This is a genomic window from Dermabacter vaginalis, from assembly GCF_001678905.1.
Classification (GTDB): Bacteria; Actinomycetota; Actinomycetes; order Actinomycetales; family Dermabacteraceae; genus Dermabacter; species Dermabacter vaginalis.
The window spans coordinates 1,232,581-1,249,689 of sequence record NZ_CP012117.1 but is presented as its reverse complement, the minus strand read 5'-3'; the positions used below and the strand labels follow the sequence as shown (position 1 = coordinate 1,249,689).

At 62.2% G+C, this 17,109-nt stretch carries 18 protein-coding genes; 8 read left to right on the top strand and 10 right to left on the bottom strand.

Translation table 11 applies throughout. The annotated features are described in order from the left end of the window. The 4 genes from DAD186_RS05435 to DAD186_RS05420 all read right to left on the bottom strand — a co-directional run bounded on the left by DAD186_RS05435 (position 1) and on the right by DAD186_RS05420 (position 4,394). Positions 1–1,785, bottom strand: coding sequence for a DNA polymerase Y family protein (locus tag DAD186_RS05435; protein ID WP_157457091.1), 1,785 nt, complete (start codon positions 1,783–1,785; stop codon positions 1–3). A gap of 47 nt (positions 1,786–1,832) precedes the next feature. Beyond that, on the bottom strand, positions 1,833–2,627 hold the full coding sequence (locus tag DAD186_RS05430) for a hypothetical protein (RefSeq protein ID WP_065247826.1): 795 nt from the start codon (positions 2,625–2,627) through the stop codon (positions 1,833–1,835). Positions 2,628–2,781: 154 nt separating this feature from the next. Then, entirely contained in the window at positions 2,782–3,603 is an 822-nt protein-coding gene (locus tag DAD186_RS05425) for a TrmH family RNA methyltransferase (protein ID WP_236886208.1), read from the bottom strand. Beyond that, positions 3,600–4,394, bottom strand: a complete 795-nt coding sequence (locus DAD186_RS05420) for an ABC transporter ATP-binding protein (RefSeq protein ID WP_065247824.1) — start codon at positions 4,392–4,394, stop codon at positions 3,600–3,602. The genes DAD186_RS05425 and DAD186_RS05420 overlap by 4 nt, the downstream gene beginning before the upstream one ends. 65 nt (positions 4,395–4,459) lie before the next feature. On the opposite strand from DAD186_RS05420, the gene DAD186_RS05415 reads away from it, so the two are divergent. After that, entirely contained in the window at positions 4,460–5,992 is a 1,533-nt protein-coding gene (locus DAD186_RS05415) for an RNB domain-containing ribonuclease (protein ID WP_236886207.1), read from the top strand. Next, on the top strand, positions 5,989–6,777 hold the full coding sequence (locus DAD186_RS05410; protein WP_065247822.1) for a hypothetical protein: 789 nt from the start codon (positions 5,989–5,991) through the stop codon (positions 6,775–6,777). The genes DAD186_RS05415 and DAD186_RS05410 overlap by 4 nt, the downstream gene beginning before the upstream one ends. On the opposite strand, the gene glgA is transcribed toward DAD186_RS05410, so the two are convergent. Then, a complete protein-coding gene (glgA, locus tag DAD186_RS05405) occupies positions 6,747–7,940 on the bottom strand; it encodes a glycogen synthase (protein WP_065247821.1) in 1,194 nt (397 codons plus the stop codon). The genes DAD186_RS05410 and glgA overlap by 31 nt on opposite strands. Positions 7,941–8,150: 210 nt before the next feature. Here glgA and glgC point away from each other — a divergent pair, with 210 nt between their 5' ends. Further along, positions 8,151–9,401 (top strand): glucose-1-phosphate adenylyltransferase, encoded by a 1,251-nt coding sequence (gene glgC, locus DAD186_RS05400; protein ID WP_065247820.1) that lies wholly within the window; start codon positions 8,151–8,153, stop codon positions 9,399–9,401. A gap of 57 nt (positions 9,402–9,458) precedes the next feature. Here glgC and sixA read toward each other — a convergent pair whose 3' ends face one another. Beyond that, positions 9,459–9,983 carry a phosphohistidine phosphatase SixA gene (sixA, locus tag DAD186_RS05395; protein WP_236886206.1) on the bottom strand — a complete coding sequence of 175 codons (525 nt, stop codon included), beginning with the start codon at positions 9,981–9,983 and terminating at the stop codon, positions 9,459–9,461. A 68-nt stretch (positions 9,984–10,051) separates the two neighbouring features. Next, positions 10,052–10,834, bottom strand: a complete 783-nt coding sequence (fabG, locus tag DAD186_RS05390) for a 3-oxoacyl-ACP reductase FabG (protein ID WP_236886205.1) — start codon at positions 10,832–10,834, stop codon at positions 10,052–10,054. 58 nt (positions 10,835–10,892) lie between these two features. Here fabG and DAD186_RS10845 point away from each other — a divergent pair, with 58 nt between their 5' ends. From DAD186_RS10845 to DAD186_RS05365, 5 genes are all read left to right on the top strand, one after another. Continuing rightward, entirely contained in the window at positions 10,893–11,414 is a 522-nt protein-coding gene (locus DAD186_RS10845) for a hypothetical protein (RefSeq protein ID WP_065247818.1), read from the top strand. Further along, the gene (locus DAD186_RS05380; RefSeq protein ID WP_065247817.1) at positions 11,404–11,799 is read left to right on the top strand and encodes a DUF3099 domain-containing protein; all 396 of its coding nucleotides are present in this window, start codon (positions 11,404–11,406) and stop codon (positions 11,797–11,799) included. The genes DAD186_RS10845 and DAD186_RS05380 overlap by 11 nt, the downstream gene beginning before the upstream one ends. Beyond that, complete coding sequence (locus DAD186_RS05375) at positions 11,796–12,725, top strand: SURF1 family cytochrome oxidase biogenesis protein (protein WP_065247816.1); 930 nt, start codon at positions 11,796–11,798, stop codon at positions 12,723–12,725. The genes DAD186_RS05380 and DAD186_RS05375 overlap by 4 nt, the downstream gene beginning before the upstream one ends. Beyond that, entirely contained in the window at positions 12,725–13,555 is an 831-nt protein-coding gene (locus DAD186_RS05370) for a glycerophosphodiester phosphodiesterase family protein (RefSeq protein ID WP_065248742.1), read from the top strand. Before DAD186_RS05375 ends, DAD186_RS05370 begins: the two co-directional genes overlap by 1 nt. 72 nt (positions 13,556–13,627) lie before the next feature. After that, entirely contained in the window at positions 13,628–13,981 is a 354-nt protein-coding gene (locus DAD186_RS05365; RefSeq protein ID WP_016664563.1) for an RNA polymerase-binding protein RbpA, read from the top strand. A gap of 38 nt (positions 13,982–14,019) precedes the next feature. Here DAD186_RS05365 and DAD186_RS05360 read toward each other — a convergent pair whose 3' ends face one another. Genes DAD186_RS05360 through lnt form a run of 3 tightly spaced genes read right to left on the bottom strand, consistent with a single transcriptional unit; the run spans position 14,020 to position 16,993 of the window. Continuing rightward, complete coding sequence (locus DAD186_RS05360) at positions 14,020–14,643, bottom strand: FxsA family protein (protein WP_065247815.1); 624 nt, start codon at positions 14,641–14,643, stop codon at positions 14,020–14,022. After that, positions 14,640–15,386, bottom strand: a complete 747-nt coding sequence (locus DAD186_RS05355; RefSeq protein WP_065247814.1) for a polyprenol monophosphomannose synthase — start codon at positions 15,384–15,386, stop codon at positions 14,640–14,642. The genes DAD186_RS05360 and DAD186_RS05355 overlap by 4 nt, the downstream gene beginning before the upstream one ends. Further along, positions 15,383–16,993: an apolipoprotein N-acyltransferase gene (lnt, locus tag DAD186_RS05350; protein ID WP_236886204.1), complete on the bottom strand. Its 1,611-nt coding sequence runs from the start codon at positions 16,991–16,993 to the stop codon at positions 15,383–15,385. The genes DAD186_RS05355 and lnt overlap by 4 nt, the downstream gene beginning before the upstream one ends. Positions 16,994–17,109: the final 116 nt, after the last annotated feature.

Below are 17,109 nucleotides of genomic sequence, written 5' to 3'. Positions count from 1 at the left end.
CTAGTCATAGATCGCCTCTACTTCCCACGTGCGCTCCCTCGAGAGCAGCGCGAGCGCTTCACCGCTTTCGAGCACGACCTGAAGCCGCGCTCCCCTGCGGCTTCCTTCTCCCTCGCTCCACCACCGCTGATCGATGAGCATGGGGGCGCTGTAGTGTGCGATAGGGAGAAGCCTCTCGTAGCCGAAGTGGCGCAGTGCCGCGGGAAGGGGAGCGCACTCCTCACCCTCACGGTGCTCATCGCCGTGGCTCGCACCCGTTCGAGAACTCCTCACGGCCGCGACATCGCGTGCGCAGGTGTGAAGATTTGCTGCGGTTGCTGTATCCGCCGCGCGCTCGCTTCTCATCTCGCAGCTGCTTCTTTCCTCGCGCATAAGGACGAGATGAGCAGGCACGCCCGTGAGAAGGCCACGCGCACTCACATAGACCGCTCGCCCTTCGCCCATAAGCTGCGCCGCAATCTGCTGGGTGAAAACCGTGGCGGGCAGTGGACGCGGTAGAGATCCAATCCAGGGCCCCTCGCGGCGCTCGCGCGCGGGCGCCGTGCGGAAGGGGCGCACCGCGATTGCCTCGCGCAAGAAACGCCCCTCCTTTTCGGCGGGCACAAGCACGGACCGCTCCCCCGCGAGCGACTGCACGCGTGTGAGGGCGCGCGCGGCGCGCTTTTCGGCTGTGCTCGCACGCCCCCACAGCCCCGGCGCATACTCCCCCGCGCTCTCGGTGTGCACAGGGATGAGCTGAATGTGCACGATGGATCCCGCACAAGGAGCTCCATGACGGGGCCCGCCGGGACGGGAAGCCTCGCGTTCAGCCGCAAGTATCCAACCATCGCACTGCCAACGCACGCGGTCCACGACATCGCGAATGCTTAGGGCGCCCTCGTGGCGCCACGTGCGTTCAATCTCGCTTCCGTTTTCGCCGCGTGCGACGATGCGCAAGCCCATGCATGCAAGGCCGCGCTGACGCAGCTCTTCCTCGAGCTCTTCGGCGAGGGGACGCGCGATGAACGCTGCTTGATCGATGCGTTCGAGTGGCGGCTCGAGGTGCCGTTCCACGAGGATCGGTTGAGCTGGCCGCTCACGCTTGCCCTCGCCGATCTCGGCTCCACACGCGAGAGTATGCAGAAGAACGCCGAGGGCTCCAAACCGCGCACTCACCGAGGCACGAGGAAGATCGGCGAACGCACCGAGAGAGCTGATACCGAGGCGGCGAAGCACGTCGATGAGCTCACTCACGCGCGCGACCCCCTCGCCTCCCCCCGGTACCCGAAACCGCTGACCAGCGCCCACGGGGGCATGTGCAAGTGAGTCGATGGGGAAAGGCGCGAGGAAACGCGCCGACTCACCCGGAAGCACAATACGCCCCGAGCGGGAGGCGAGAATCGCCCCGAGTGGACCATCGGCGATCCCCACGGAGCATTCCCAACCCGTGTTATCGGCGACGGCATCGATCAGGGCGCGCACGAGCGGCTCCTCTCCCCCCGCGTGTCGTGCAGGCCCTCGCGTGTGAAGCAAGAGTGTTCCTGGTGAGAGAGGTTCGATCCCGGACGCGACCGTGTCGACGGCTGAGCATACGCTTTCAAACACGCGCCACTCGGCATCGAGGTCACGCTCCACAATCGCAATACGCGGGCATAGCGCCTCGGCGGCACGCTTCTTCATGCCGAGCGCCACCCCGCTCTGCCTGGCCGCGGTGCTTGCGGCCACGATTCGATGGTGCTCCATGACAGCGATCTCGCTCGGTGCTTCTTTGTTTGCGCGCTCATACCCCTCAACCGCGGTGAGCACGGGCCAATTCTCGATGAATACGCACGTCGTACGCGTGCCCTGAGGTTTCACTGCGCCCCCGATCGCACGAGCGTGAGCCTTGCGCGCGCCTCGGTTTGTGCTTCACTCACGTGTGGGGTGGAAGACCCTGTGCAGGGTGCGCTCGAGAGTGCCCCAGCGGGCGTCGGAACCCGAACGCCCACACTCGAGCCGGCTCCCTCAACGCCCCGACCGCACGCCGACACGCGAGCGTTTCGAAGCCTGAGCCTCCCCGAGCCCCGCGCAAGCCCCAGCCAGTGCGGAGAGGAGGAGCGCACGGTGAGATCGCAGCGTGCTTTCCCCACGCGAATGAGGAGCGTTCCCTGCGTGCGTGCACGGTTTTCCGCCGCTCGCCACTCGGCAGGTGTGAGGTCAAGGTCTGCACCGAGAACGATCACGTCGATTCCATCGATGAGCGCGGAGAGTACGGGCGACAATTGCACCCCGGGGGCAGGTACGAGGGCCGTGCGCTGCGGGTCCATGCCGATATCCGCACACGCGGCGAGCCCCACGTGTGGCATCCCCACGAGGGCACACCAGGACTCCTCCCCCATGGCCGCTGCCGCAAACGCGAGTGCGAGAGAGGTTCCGCACGGTCCCGTGACTTCAATACTGCTGCCCGCGCGCACCTTGCCTTGAGGCATGAGTGAGGCAAGGGCCTCGGGGATCGCGAACTGACGCCCTTCGCACGAGGACCACTCCTCATGCCGCGGGCTGTGCTCACGCCTGGTTTTCGCCTCCGCTTTTCCGAGGATGGAGTGCGCGAGCGCGAGGCGTTGCGGATCCGCCGCAACGCGCGGTGTCGCCGAAGCCTGTGCGGACATCGCTCTTCCTTCCCACACCACGAACTAGAACACGTGTTCGAATAGTAGGAGTGAAAGAGGGAGAAATCAAGGGAGATTTACAAGCGTTTCACCCCATAATCGAACACTTGTTTTCATTATGGGGAGGGGTGGGACATTTAAACTCGCACGCGTCTCACGCGCGCATGCATACCTCGCGTTGCCAGAACACCACCGCACTTGCCGCAGCCACGTTAAGGGAGTCGACGCCTCCACTCATGGGGATAATCACGCTCTCATCCACGGCACGAAGCGTGCTGGCGGTAAGGCCGTGCCCCTCGGTGCCGAGCACAAACGCAACTTTGCGCGAAGCCGAAAGATCGACGTCATGAAGCGAGCGGGAGTTTTCCGTAAGCGCGAGAGCAAGCGTGTTGAAGCCGTGTGCACGAAGGATCTCCACTCCCCCGTGCGGCCACGATTCCATGCGCGCCCACGGCACTTGGAACACGGTGCCCATCGACACGCGAATCGCGCGCCGGTAAAGAGGGTCTGCCGCCGAGGGCGTGACGAGAACCGCGTCCACCCCAAGAGCGGCAGCGCTTCGGAACATGGCCCCCACGTTCGTGTGGTCCACGATGTTCTCGAGTACGGCCACCGTGCGTGCGCCCTCGAGGACCGAGTCAACGGAGCGACTCACGGGGCGCTGCATCGAGGCAAGCGCGCCTCGGTGCACGTGAAAACCCGTCGACGCCTCGAGTTCACCTTCGGTGCCCACGAATACCGGCACATCCGGGAAGCGGGAAAAGAGAGGTGAGAACTTTTCGAGCCACTTCTCGCTCATCATGAACGAGCGCGGCTGTGCACCTGCGTCGAGGGCGCGCTCGATCACGTTATAGCTCTCCGCCATGAAAAGGCCGCGTTCAACCTCGAGGCTCGAGCGGAGCTTCACGTCGGTCATCGACACGTAATCGGCGAGCAGCGGGTGATCCGCATGCGCGCCCATCGGTACAAGATTCATCGCGAAAGAGGAACCGCCGTTGCAAAGTACCGGCCGGCGCGCTCCTCAAGTGCGAGCGGAAGGCCAAATGTGCGCGTGAGATTCTGCGAAGTGAGGGTCTTCGCGATCGGTCCCGACGCCACGACGCGCCCCTCGCGCAGCAGAAGCGCGTGAGTGAATCCCTCGGGGATTTCCTCGAGATGGTGGGTGACCATGACCGTCACGGGAGTGGCGGGGTCTTTCGCGAGGGTGCTAAGCGAGCGCACGAGCTCTTCGCGCCCACCCACATCGAGGCCGGAGGCGGGCTCGTCAAGGAGGAGAAGCTCCGGATCGGTCATGAGCGCGCGGGCCGAGAGCACGCGTTTCTTCTCCCCCGTCGACAGCGAACCGAAAGGGCGCTCGGCAAGCGGGGCGACGCCAAACGCGCCAAGAAGCAGCCGGGCACGTTGGTCGTCCTCCTCGTCATAGCGCTCCCGCCAGCGCCCCACGACCGCGTAACCAGCGGTCATGACGACGTTGAGGCACGTCTCCTCGGAGGGGATGGTCTCGGCCAGCTCCTGGCTCGAAAGACCGATGAGGGGGCGCAGTTCGAATACGTCAACGCGCCCGAGCTTTTCCTCGAGGATCTGGACGTTCCCGCTCGTGGGGTGCAGGCGCGAGGAAAGGAGGCGGATGAGTGTGGACTTGCCCGCGCCATTCGGGCCAAGCACCGCCCAACGTTCCCCCTCGCGCGCGCAAAAGTCGACATGATCAAGGAGAGTCTTCGCGCCTCGGCGCACCACAACATCGCTCAATGAGCACACAGCAACCATGTCTCCAGCCTACGGCAGGAGGTGCTCACTAGACTAAAACGGACCGTTATCCCTAGGAGTGAGCTGTGCCCGTACAACGCCTCTCAATGCCCGGCGACCGCAAAAAAGCACCACTCGATACGCTCGCGGCAAGGATCGATGAGGCACTCGAGAAGTCCGATATCGACACCGACTACCCCGAGGCGGCCCTCGCAGAAGCCGAGCACGCGGCGCGTACGTGGCGCGAACACACGGCGGGGCACGCGGATCTCACCTCGATCGAGTTCGTCACCCTCGACCCGGAGAGTTCGACTGATCTCGACCAGGCGCTTCATATCGAACGCGAGGGCGAGGGCTATCGCGTGCGATACGCGATTGCTGATGTTCCCCTTTTCGTCGAGCCCGAAAGCGCGCTCGACGGCGAGACACGCAAACGGGGCCTCACGCTCTATCTCCCCGATCGACGGATTCCTCTTCACCCCGTAGTACTTTCCGAGGATGAAGCCTCGCTGCTTCCACACAAGGACACCCCCGCCTTCGTATGGGATTTCACTCTCGATGAACGCGCACGCGTCACGAACGTCAATCTCACGCGCGCGCTCGTGCGCAACCGCCAGAAGCTCGCCTACACCGAGGTGCAGCATGCACTCGAGAAAGGGGAGGCTGGAGAGGTCATGCAGCTCCTCGTTGAAGTGGGCGAAAAACGGGCCGCGCTCGAAATCGAACGCGGTGGTGCCTCGCTCAGTTCCCCCGAGCAAGAAGTCGTGACCGATGAGGATACGGTGCACCTTCAGTGGCGCCTTCCCGAACCCATCGAGGAACACAATGCGCAAATCTCCCTCATGACGGGCATGGCAGCGGCGAAGATCATGATCGAGGGCAAGCTTGGGATCTTGCGCACGATGCCGCCCGCGACTCCAGAGGCGATCGATCGCTTCCGCGCGCAAGCCGCGGCCCTCAAGGAGCCGTGGCCTCAGGATCAGCCCTATGGGGAGTTTCTGCGTACCCTCGATTGGCGCAAGGGCCGCCATCTCGCCCTTCTCGACCAGGCAACCTCACTTTTCCGTGGCGCGGGATACGAAGCCTTCGACGGCACCCTGCCCGAGGTTCTTGAACAATCGGCAATCGCGGCCCCGTACGCGCACACGACCGCGCCCCTACGCCGACTCGTCGATCGTTTCGTGCTTCACGTGTGTCACAGCCTCATCACCGGCGCTCCGCTTGATGAGCGTATCCGAGCGGCGCTGCCTGAACTCCCCTCTCTGATGCAGGGGGCTCAGCAACGCAATTCGATGCTGGAAAAGAAGGCGCGGGAGATCGCCGAGATCGGCGTGCTTTCCACCCTTGTGGGAACCGAATTTGAGGGCACGGTGCTCGACTTCCGCCCTGAAACCGATGGTGGCTCGAATCCCTCCAATGCTCGGCCCGACCGCATTGAGGTGCAGTTCAGTAACCCGCCGGTCGCGCGGTGGATTGACGGCGCCCGGCTACCGATTGGCACCCGCGTCACGGCGCGGCTCGAAAGCGTCGATGAGGAAAGGAACTGGGCTGAATTCTCGGTGGTCAGCTCGGGGCGCCCGGGCCACGCGAGTGAGGGGCAGGGTCCGACGTCTGCATGAGAATCATCGCTGCGACATCGCACGCGCCTTCCTCTCTGGGGAATCTCATTGCGGCCCCTTACCTCGGGGCACTCTCGCTTTTTGCGGGAGCTGCCTTGCGCCGAGACATTTCTCTTGAGGAGGCCGCTGATCTCCTTGATGCGGACGAAGGAACCTTTGGAGGCGCACACTTCGACACTCTCGCCTGGTTACTTGAAGTGCGCGCTTTCACCTCTCCCGCGCTCACACTCGTCATGCCCGAGCCCGGGAGGATTGCGGGGCTCGTGGGCGGTCCCCGAGCCGTCATGGCTGCGCTCGCGGGTGGCCAAGCACTCACGGTGGGCGACGGTGTTCATGCCTCCCATCAGCTCACCATTGCTTCGCCGCGCTACGAGGGTGCCACGACGCTCGATCTTGTGCGCACGGATGTGCCTGGCACTTCAACCCACGTAGCGGGCTCGGAAGCCGCGCATGCCCGAGAGCGGCTCTATCGCGCCCTGTCGGGAAGCCATGAAAGGCTTCGTGAATACGACATGATTCCTGAAGAACCCGTTCGCCCCGATGCTCTTCCGAAAGGATGGGTGCTCATCGAACCTCCGCGTGGAATGCCCGCGACCCACGCTCACGCGGCAAGGCTTGCGGGGCGGGTGGTGTCGCTTGCGGAAGCGGGGATCACGCAAGCGACGGCCTCCGGTGAGCCGAGTGCACAACGGGCCCTCGAGGAATTGCGATTTCTTGCACGCGAGGGGCGTGCGGTGTTGGCGCAGACGCTCAGCTATGCGTCGCCGCGGAGCACGGCGTTGTAAACCTCGAGCGTGCGGTCAGCAATAGACTCCCATGAAAAGTGATCGCGGGCGCGCTGCTGCGCGGCCTTACCCCAGGCTCGAGCACGCTCGGGGTTGGCGATCGTGTCGTTGAGGGCATCGGAGAGGTCGCCCACGAACTTCTCGGGATTGACCGGGGCGCCGGTGCCGTCACTCACCTGTTCGATCGGCACGAGGACTCCGGTCTCACCGTCAACGATTACTTCGGGAATGCCCCCGGTCGCCGTCCCCACTACGGGGATGCCGCAGGCCATCGCCTCGAGGTTGACGATGCCGAGGGGTTCGTAGACCGAGGGGCACACAAAGGTCGTGGCGTGTGAAAGCAGCTGGGTAAGTTCGTGGCGCGGGAGCATCTCGGAAATGAGGAACACTCCTTCGCGAGCGGTTTTGAGGTCCGTGACGAGGTTCTCCACCTCGGCAGCGATCTCAGGAGTGTCAGGAGCCCCAGCGCAAAGGATGACTTGAACTCCCTGATCAAGCGTGCGCAAGGCACGCAGGAGGTACGGCAGGCCTTTTTGACGGGTGATGCGACCAACAAAGATGACGGTCGGTGCTGTGGGGTCGATCCCGTAGCGCTCATGCACATCGGTTGCCGGATTGGGCTTCCATTCGGTCACGTCGATCCCGTTGTGGACGACATGAACGCGTGAGGGGTCAACGTTGGGGTACGAGCGCAGAATATCCTCGCGCATGCCACCGGAGACGGCGATGATGCCATCGGCATTTTCGTAAGCGGTCTTCTCCGCGAAAGAACTGAGCCTATAGCCGCCGCCGAGTTGTTCGGCCTTCCACGGGCGCAGCGGTTCGAGAGAGTGCGCCGAGAGCACGTGCGGAATTGAGTGCAACTGTTGGGCGGCAAACCCGGCAAAGTTCGCGTACCACGTGTGTGAGTGCACGAGGTCTGCGCCCGCGCAATCCTCCGCCATCGCAAGGTCAATGCCGAAGGTTTGCAGAGCGGAATTGGCGTTGGCGAGCGTAGCAGGCACGGAGTAGGCCTGAACACCGGGGGCCTCGCGTTTCTCCCCGAAGCACCGTACGCGTATGTCAACGCGATTGCGGAGCACTTTGCTGAGTTCATCGACGTGAACGCCGGCACCTCCGTAAATCGCTGGCGGGTACTCCTTCGTCAAGATATCAACGCGCATGCCGGTCTGCCTCACTGTGGGAAATCCTCTCGGGTGATAGGGATGCACTGATCGACTCGCTCGTTGAGCGCAGCCCCACTGTCATGATAGTCACACTCATCGTGCCGCGCGTGGTCCGGATCTTCCAGCGAAATAAAAGCTCAGCGGCCTCCAGGTGAGCACAGGGTGAACGATGACGTGATGCAGCTAACTGTGCATTAGGATGGAAGCATGGTCGCAACGAAGGTCCTCGCAATTGTTCTCGCCGGCGGTGAAGGCAAGCGCCTCATGCCGCTCACACTCGATCGCGCAAAGCCCGCCGTTCCGTTCGGCGGCTCCTACAGACTCATCGATTTCGCGCTTTCGAACATCGTGAACTCTGGGTATCTCCAGGTCGTGGTTCTCACGCAGTACAAGTCGCATTCACTGGATACGCACATTGCGAAGACGTGGCGCATGAGCTCGCTTCTCGGCAATTATGTTGCTCCCGTGCCGGCCCAGCAGCGCATGGGCAAGCACTGGTACCTCGGAAGTGCCGATGCGATCTACCAGAACCTCAATATCATTGGCGATTCAAAGCCCGACTACATCGTCGTGGTTGGCGCCGACCACGTATACCGCATGGACTTCTCCCAAATGGTGGAGGCACACATCGAGTCGGGGCGTTCGTGCACGGTTGCCGCGATTCGCCAACCCATCGAACAATCGGATCAGTTCGGCGTGATCGAGGTAGATCCCGAGGATCCCACGCGCATTTCCCAGTTTGTGGAGAAACCGAAGGAGACTCAGGGGCTTCCGGACGACCCAGACTCGGTGCTCGCCTCGATGGGCAACTACGTATTTACGGCCGATGCTCTCGTTGAGGCCGTGACGAAAGACGCCGAAGATGCCGACTCCAAGCACGATATGGGCGGCGACATCGTCCCCCACTTCGTGAACCTCGATGACGCGGGCGTCTACGACTTCATTCGCAACGATGTGCCTGGCTCGACCGATCGCGACCGCGACTACTGGCGCGATGTCGGTACTCTCGATGCGTTCTACGAAGCGCACATGGATCTCATTTCGATCCACCCGATTTTCAACCTCTACAACACCGCGTGGCCGGTCTTCACCGAGTCGCGCTCGGCACTTGCTCCCGCGAAGTTCGTGCACGCCGGTCCCGGCCGCGTGGGCACCGCGGTAGATTCGATCGTTTCGGCGGGCGTCGTCGTTTCGGGCGCGCAAATCTCGAACTCGGTCATCGGCCCCGGTGCGCAGTTGCACTCATGGTCCTCGATCTCCGATTCGGTCATTATGGATAACGTGACCGTGGGGCGCCACTCGCAAATTCATCGCGCGATCATCGATAAGGATATTGATATCCCGCCGCGTACGCAGATTGGCCTCAACCGCGAGGAAGATCTCGCTCGCGGCTGGACCGTGACTGATTCGGGCATCACGGTGATCGGCAAAGGCACCATCATCGAGCCACAGCACTAACACCTGAAAAAAGAGGCGCCCTCGAAGGGGCGCCTCTTTTTCGTTGTCCTTTCGAGGCTAACCTCGCACGAGGGTGAGCAGGTCGAGTTCGTCCTCGGCGATGTCCTGCCACGTCTCGGCTCTCGACGTGAGAACACTCATCGAGCCGGTGGGCACGCCGATACGCACCTGTGCAAGCGCCGCGGAATCAGAGCGGTCATCGTTGCCAAGATAGGCGGCCAACTGGCTCATGGTGGGTTCGTGCCCTACAACGAGCAGGACCTTCGAAGTTTCGTCGACTCCACGGACAATCCGGAGGACATCACGAACTCCTCCGTGGTAGAGATCATCGAGGACACTCACTTCGCACTCGATGTCGCCGAGCGAATGATGAACGTCGCTCCACGTTTCTTGCGTGCGCGCCGCGGTCGATACGAGGACACGACTCGGCTTCACACCTTGAGCGCGGAGGTAATCACCGATGAGCCGGGCCTGGGAATGCCCTTTGTCGGTAAGAGCGCGCTCCATATCGCTTGCGGCATCCGATTCTGCTTTTCCGTGCCGCATCAGGAGGAGGATGCGACTAGGAGGTTCATCACTCACGCAATTTCACCCATTCTGCGCCCCGAAGGCGCGTTCGACGTCAGTTTTGTACTCGTGGTGAGGTGGTTTCAGTGTCCCATGCCGAGGCCGCCATCAACAGGAATGACCGCACCCGAGATGTAGGACGCATCGTCGCTCGCGAGGAACGCCGCGACCTTGGCAACTTCGGCGGGTGCGGCGAAGCGCCCCGCGGGGATTTGCGAAAGATACTGCTTCTTACGTGCGTCGTCGAGCTGGCTCGTCATCTCCGTTTCGATGTAGCCGGGAGCGATCACGTTTGTCGTAATGCCACGTGAGCCGAGTTCGCGCGTGAGTGAGCGGGCCATTCCGATAAGTCCGGCTTTGGAGGAGGCGTAATTGACCTGCCCCGGGGAACCAAGGAGGCTCACGACAGAGGAGAGAAGAATGATGCGGCCCTGCTTTTTGCGCATCATGCTCTTAATCGCACGCTTCACCGTGCGGAACGTCCCGTTGAGATTGGTGTTGACAACGCTTTCGAAAGAATCATCGCTCATGCGGAGCATGAGCTGATCGTCGGTAATGCCCGCGTTGGCGATAAGAACCTCAACGCTCCCCTGTTCCTTTTCGACCTCGGCAAAGGCCTCGTCAAGCGAGGCCGGATCGGTGACATCTGCCTTGACGGTGAGGGCTCCCTCGGGGCCGCCCTCGCCCGACCTCGATGTCACGGCAACCTTGTCGCCGAGGGAAATAAAGTGTTCGGCGAGCGCGTAGCCAATGCCACGATTGCCGCCGGTAATCAACACGCTTCGTGAGGTCACGGTAGCCCTTTCACGCTGTGGAAGAATGAGTCTCGCGCCCACCCTATCGCTAAAGATCGTGCGGCCGCGCATAGCCTACGATGGAACGGCATGGCTATGGACCTGATTCGCGCTTGGGAGGAGAGCACCGATGGCTAAGCGCTTCAATCCGCCTCCGTCATGGCCTGAGCCCCCCGAAGGAACGGGCGATCTCCCCGCGTCGTGGAGCCCCGATCCGCGATGGCCCGAAACACCCGCTGGGTGGCGCCTCGACTTTGACCCGGCAACCGTCGGACCTTCCCCCGCTGTTCCGGCTCCCGTCACTCGAAGTGAAACTCTCCGTGCGAGCGGTGTTGTTGCCGAGCGCCCAGGCCAGTACCCAGCTCGAGTAGAGCTACCCGGGCACGTCGAAATGCGCGACACCGATACCTCACTCGTGAATGGTTTTCCTCCCGAGAAACCGCGTGCTTTCGGTCCGCACGATCCGCACGCCGGTAGGAGAAGGCTCATCGTGAATCTGTGCCTGTGCCTCGTGGGCCTTGTGCTTGCGGCCGCTAGTGTGTACGGGTTTGCGCAGCTCTACTCTTATGCGATGAATGAACTCCCCAAGGGGGAAAGCGCGGCGGCTTCACTCGCGCACCATTTGCCAACGACGGGTTTTCATGCCCTCTGAGCGCCTCGAAAGCTCTTTTCCACCCGCGAGTGACCACACGTCGTTTTCGACCCCTCCCGCGGCCATTCCCGTTGCCCGATCGGTTGATGTTTCGCGCCGTTCGCGCACCTACATCGTGGCAATGGCGATCCGCATGGTGTGTCTCGTGCTTCTCATCATCGTGCCTGGCGCGTGGAAGCTCGCCGCGCTGATCGGCGCGGTCATTCTCCCTCTTTTTGCAGTGCTCGTCGCCAACGATCAAGCAGTTCCTACTAGCGCTACGGGAGTTCAGAGTCACGACTCGCAACCTGCGCCTTTCGTTCTCACCGCGGAGGCCTCACAGCCGTTTATCACGGTTGATGACGATGGCACGGTGCGCGAGACCTGGGGTGGTGAGCACCTGTGAGGGGTGCGAATCTGCGCGTCGTCGTCACGTGGCGCTGGGCGCTCGCCCTTCTTTTTGTCCTCCTTGCTACTTTGACGTGCGTGCGCCTCGGGATCTGGCAGTGGCATCGGTTCGAGGAAAAGAACGCCCGTGCGGACGTGATCGAACAGCACTACGATGCCGAGCCGATTCCCCTTGCCGACGCTCCAGCCTCGGCACGGACGAAGCTTGCAGCGAGTGACGATTACACGGTTGTGAAAGCTCGCGGTCACTATTGCGCGGAGCCTGAATGCGTGCTCTACGTTCGAAACCGCGTGCAAGGCTCAAGCGTGGGTTTTTGGCAGCTCGTGCCTTTTAAGGCGGTATCGGGGCAGACCCTTCTCGTGGTGCGAGGGTGGGTTGTCGCGGGGCAGACGGATTCGGTTCCCTCGACGCGCCCCGATGTTCCGAGCGGCGAGGTGGAGCTTGTCGCCCGGCTGAGGCCCACAGAGCCGCGCCTTACAGACAGGCCTCAGGTCGAAGGGCAGCTTCATTCCGTGAACGCCCCCGATGTCGTTTCACAAGCGCCAGGGCTCACCCAGGTCCTCGAAGGCACGTACGGCGAGGCCGTGCGCGAAAACGGTACCGCGCCGGAAGGTCTTGCCGGCCTTAGCAAACCCGAGACGTCGATTGGACCCCACCTCTCGTACGCGTTCCAATGGTGGATCTTTTCGGTGTTCTTCCTCCTCGGCTTTGTGGTCGCGGTGCGTCGTACACTGCGCGATGAGGCCGAAGAAAGAGAAGCGGAGCCCGACACTTCCTCAGCGCCCGGGGCACCCGGGGGTCAGGCGTCGCCTTCCGCACACGGACGGTTGCATCGCTACGGTTCTACTCGCGGGGGCCACCACAGGTCTCGTGGGACCGACGAGGACGAGGAAGATTCGCTTCTCGAAGAAAGGCAAGAGTGATGAGTGAGATGGAGCGTCGATATTTTTCGGGCCCACTCCCCCGTGCCATCGCACACCGCGGCTTTGCCCCTCACGGCGGGGAAAATACTCTCGAAGCATTTGAAGCGGCGCTCGCGCAAGGAGCCGACGTACTCGAGACCGACGTTCGCGCCAGTAGCGACGGCGTGGCGCTCACCATTCACGACGCGAGTCTTTCTCGTATCGCCCAGGGAGACCCTCGAGCCGTAGCTGAAACGTCCTGGACAGAGCTTAGTTCCTTGCGCGTTCAAGGCGCAGGAACGGTGACTCGGCTTGAAGATGCCCTGGACGCCTTTTCGGATGTACCCTTCAACATCGATGTGAAAAGCGCTCGCGCAATTGCGCCAACGGTGGCGGCCATTGCGAGAACGGGAGCTGGGCGTCGCGTGTGCCTCACGAGCTTCGACCCTGCGGTCGCGCGTGAGGTTGTCGCACTGGCGCGCCGGCAGTGCGGGCGTCCAGTGATGGCGAGTGCGTCCCGCTCTACCGTGGCTGCCTTTCTCGCGTCGTCCAGCCTTGGTGTCGAGCGCCTGAACGCAAGAATTCTCGCGCCTTACGCAGCGCTCCAAGTCCCCATTCGTTTCAGGGGGATCAAGGTCATCACTCCACGCTTTGTTGCTGCCGCTCACCGCGCCGGATGCGAGGTGCACGCGTGGACGATCGATGAGGAACCGACCATGCACGCACTGCTGGACATGGGGGTGGATGGTATCGTAAGTAACCGTGTTGATCGGCTCGTGAAGGTTCGCGAGGCCCGTGCCGCACGCCGCACGGGACCTGGAGGGGAATATCGCCCCCGGCCGAAGCGTTGAAAGCTTGTGAATGCCCGGCGCAGAGCCGGCGGAGGCGTCTATATTGGACTACGTAGGGAAGAAGGTCGCTCGATGAACTCTCGCTCACTGCGAGGCACCCGACTCGGTTCGCTTTCGATGGAAACGGATGACGGCGTTCTCGCTGCTCCGCGCCAAGAAGCGAAGTACGACTGCCCCAATAAGCACATCATCATTCTCCCCTTCTCGGTTGAGGCTGATGTGCCCCTCGTGTGGGAGTGCCGTTGCGGCGAGACCGCTGTCCTTCGCGACCACGAAAAGCCTGAGGGGAAGCCCGGTAAGCCTCAGCGCACGCACTGGGACATGCTTCTCGAACGTCGCTCGGAGGAAGAACTCCAGGAGCTTCTCGATAAGCGCCTCGAGTTGCTGCGCGCCGGCAAGCTCCACTCGAACCGCCACTTCCTGTAGGAGCCAAGCCCGGCCATCCAGGCCGGGATCAAAGCCATTTAGAGAACGTCGCCCTCGTAAGGGGGCGGCGTTTTTCCGTCTCGGTGATCGTGGCCGTCGCGTCGCGTGCGATCGCTCGTGTCGATCTGGGGAGTATCTCCGCTCACGTGGGAGGAACCGCCCTGGTATGCACCCCTTGGCGGCTCCGACGCCTGCGAGGTTGTATCGATCACGATTTCACTCTCGATAGCCGCCCCACCATGAGAGGTGAAGAGGAATCGTCGTGGAGAGGAACCAGCACCGAGCCCCATTGAGGTGAGGGTCTTTTCCTGCACGGGGGTGAGGAGAAGTATGAGGCCCGCGATGTCAGTGAGGACGCCGGGAAAGAAGAAAAGCACGGCGGAAATGAGGGTGAACGCGGGGCGCGAAAGATGCTTCTTGCGCTCCCCTCGCCCCGTTGCGGCACGCCATAGAGAAATGATGCGTGTGATCGATTGCTGGCCCGCGGAAAGCACGAGTGCGAACCCCACGACCCAGCCGAGCGCGATAAGAAGCAGTGGGATCCACCAGCGCGTGGCTGAACCGATCCAGATGAGGAGCGCAATTTCGAGGATCCCAAGGAGGATGGCACCGACCGGCAGCGCCCAAGCGGGAATCGAGCGAGTTTTCTGAGAGGTGTTCATCGGGCACCTGCTTTCACGAACCTACGAGCCTGCGAGAGGCGGTGCTCAAGGCCCCACTGCGTCACGCGGAGCATAGCTTCGCGAATGATCGCGGAACTCATCTTTGATTCTCCGTATTCTCGCTCGTCAAAGTCGATGGGAATTTCGCGGATGACAAAACCCTCAGCGCGAACCCTGCGAGTCATATCGACCTGGAAGCAATAGCCTTGGCTTGCAATAGATTCACCCGCAAGGACGGTCTCGAGAACGTCAGCACGAAACGCGCGGAAGCCTGCCGTTGCGTCATTCACCCCGAGACCGAGGGCAAGATTCACGTAGGTATTGGCGCCCCGTGACAGCAACTCGCGGTTCAGGGGCCAATTGTGCACGGCCCCGCCGGTGACCCAGCGTGATCCGATCGCGAGATCGGCACCGCGATCGAGCGCGGTGAGGAGGGTGCCGAGCTGCTCGGGCCGATGGGAAGAATCGGCGTCCATCTCGCACAAGACGTCGTAGCCGTGCTCGAGTCCCCACGCGAAACCAGCGAGATACGCCGGGCCGAGTCCACCTTTGTCGGTGCGATGGAGAACATGCACGTGGTCATCGTTGGTTGACATCTGCTCGGCCCACTCTCCCGTGCCGTCGGGTGAAGCATCGTCGACAACGAGGACGTGAGCCTGTGGTTCGGCATCCCGCAGCCGTGTCAGAGTCGGCGGGAGCGCGTCGATTTCGTTATAGGTAGGAATGATCACGAGCGTGGTCACGGGCGTGAGCGCCTTTCTTTGATCGTGCGCGGCGGAGCGAGGAGACTTGCAAGAAGAACAACGCCGGCAAGGGCCGCGATGATTCCTCTGATCACGGCTCCGTGTTCCATCGCGGGAGTGAGACCCGTACGCACGGGGACGTCGGCAACCATGGTCCCCTCGGTCCAGTGGTCGAGGCTTGCGAGTTTCCGCCCTTCAGGGGTGTAGATAGCGGAATCTCCGACGGTAGAAATATGAACGACGCTCCGGCCAGAAATAACGGCGAATACCTTGGCCTGTGCGAGTTGCTGGACGGACTCGTGGGAGTCGAGGAAGAGGGCGTTGTTGGACTGTACGACGAGCAGCTCAGCGCCCGCGTTGACGGTATCGGCGACGCTCTGCTCATAGGCGATTTCAAAGCAAATGAGTACGCCTACCTCGGTGCCTGAAAGGTCGAGCACTCCGACCTGGGTGCCCGGGGTCATATCCCGCTCCACCAGCGAAACCTTGTCGGTAATCTTCGAGAAAAATTCACGCTGCGGAATGTATTCCCCGAAGGGAACCGGGTGTCGTTTCGTGTATTCCTGGCCAGTGGGTCCCTCGGCGTCAAGAAGAATCGAGGTGTTCATGCGGGCCTTTTCCCCATCAGGGCTCTGTGTGCCAACGAGAAGGGGAGCACCAGCGTCACGTGCGAGCTGTTGAAGAGTGGCCATGCGCTCATGGTTGTTTTGCACATCCCAGCCGGTTGAATCCTCTGGCCACACGATGAGCCGTGCATGACCTCCGCCCGCAAGAAAGTCGCGCGTTTGCTCGACGTGGTTGTCGAACATCGTGTCGGGAATGTAGTAAGAACCGGCTTTGGGACGTTCGATGTTTCCTTGAATCCCGGCGACCCGAAGCGAATGATGGCCTGCATCCACAGAGTTGGCCGGCCTGGGCGTCACGAGCGCGCATAGCACGATGATGATGGCCACGGAGGCTGGCCACACGGCGTGCACCCCGTTGCGGCCGCGTGCGCGGCGGAACGTCAGTGCACCCACGGTGCTGAGAGCATAGGCGCCAAGCAAACCTGAGATGGCCCCGATCCCCGTCACCCCGAGCCACGGTCCGAAATTCAAGAGCGGGGAATCGGCGTAGGCAAAGGCACTCATTGCCCAGGAGAGCCCGCCCCACGGCACGCTTGCGCGGGCAAACTCCGTGATCGCCCACAGGCAGGCAATACCCACACTGCTCGAGAAACGGATACCCCGGCGCACGAGAATAAACCGTGCGAGCACGCTGAACACGGCGATATACAGAGCCTCGAAGATGGCGAGTGCGAGATGCGGACCAAGCCCGGCGTAGATACTCGCCCATGAGAAAAGAGGGATGAAAGCGCTGATTCCGAAGGCAAGACCACTCACGAACGCCACGCTCGCGCGTCGCGTAAACGACGCAAAAAAGAGGGCGCCGAGAGCAAGCGGCAAAAGGCCCCACAGGCCATAGGGATCAAACGCGAAGTGGAACAGGAGACCACCAATCACCGCGCTCACGAGGGCAAAAATTGGGGGCGTAAACTTTTCGCCCTCGAAATGGGGTACGAGGATTTCGCGGGTCTCAGTTTCGGCTTTGCTGTTCTTAGCCTTCACGCGCGGCTCCTCGCACGATGTCGCAGACGAACAACGGCGCCAAGGAGCGAGCGAAGATGAACGCCGCACGCCTCTTCTTAACCGTCATTCCTCGCCTTCACCGGTAGACCGACACA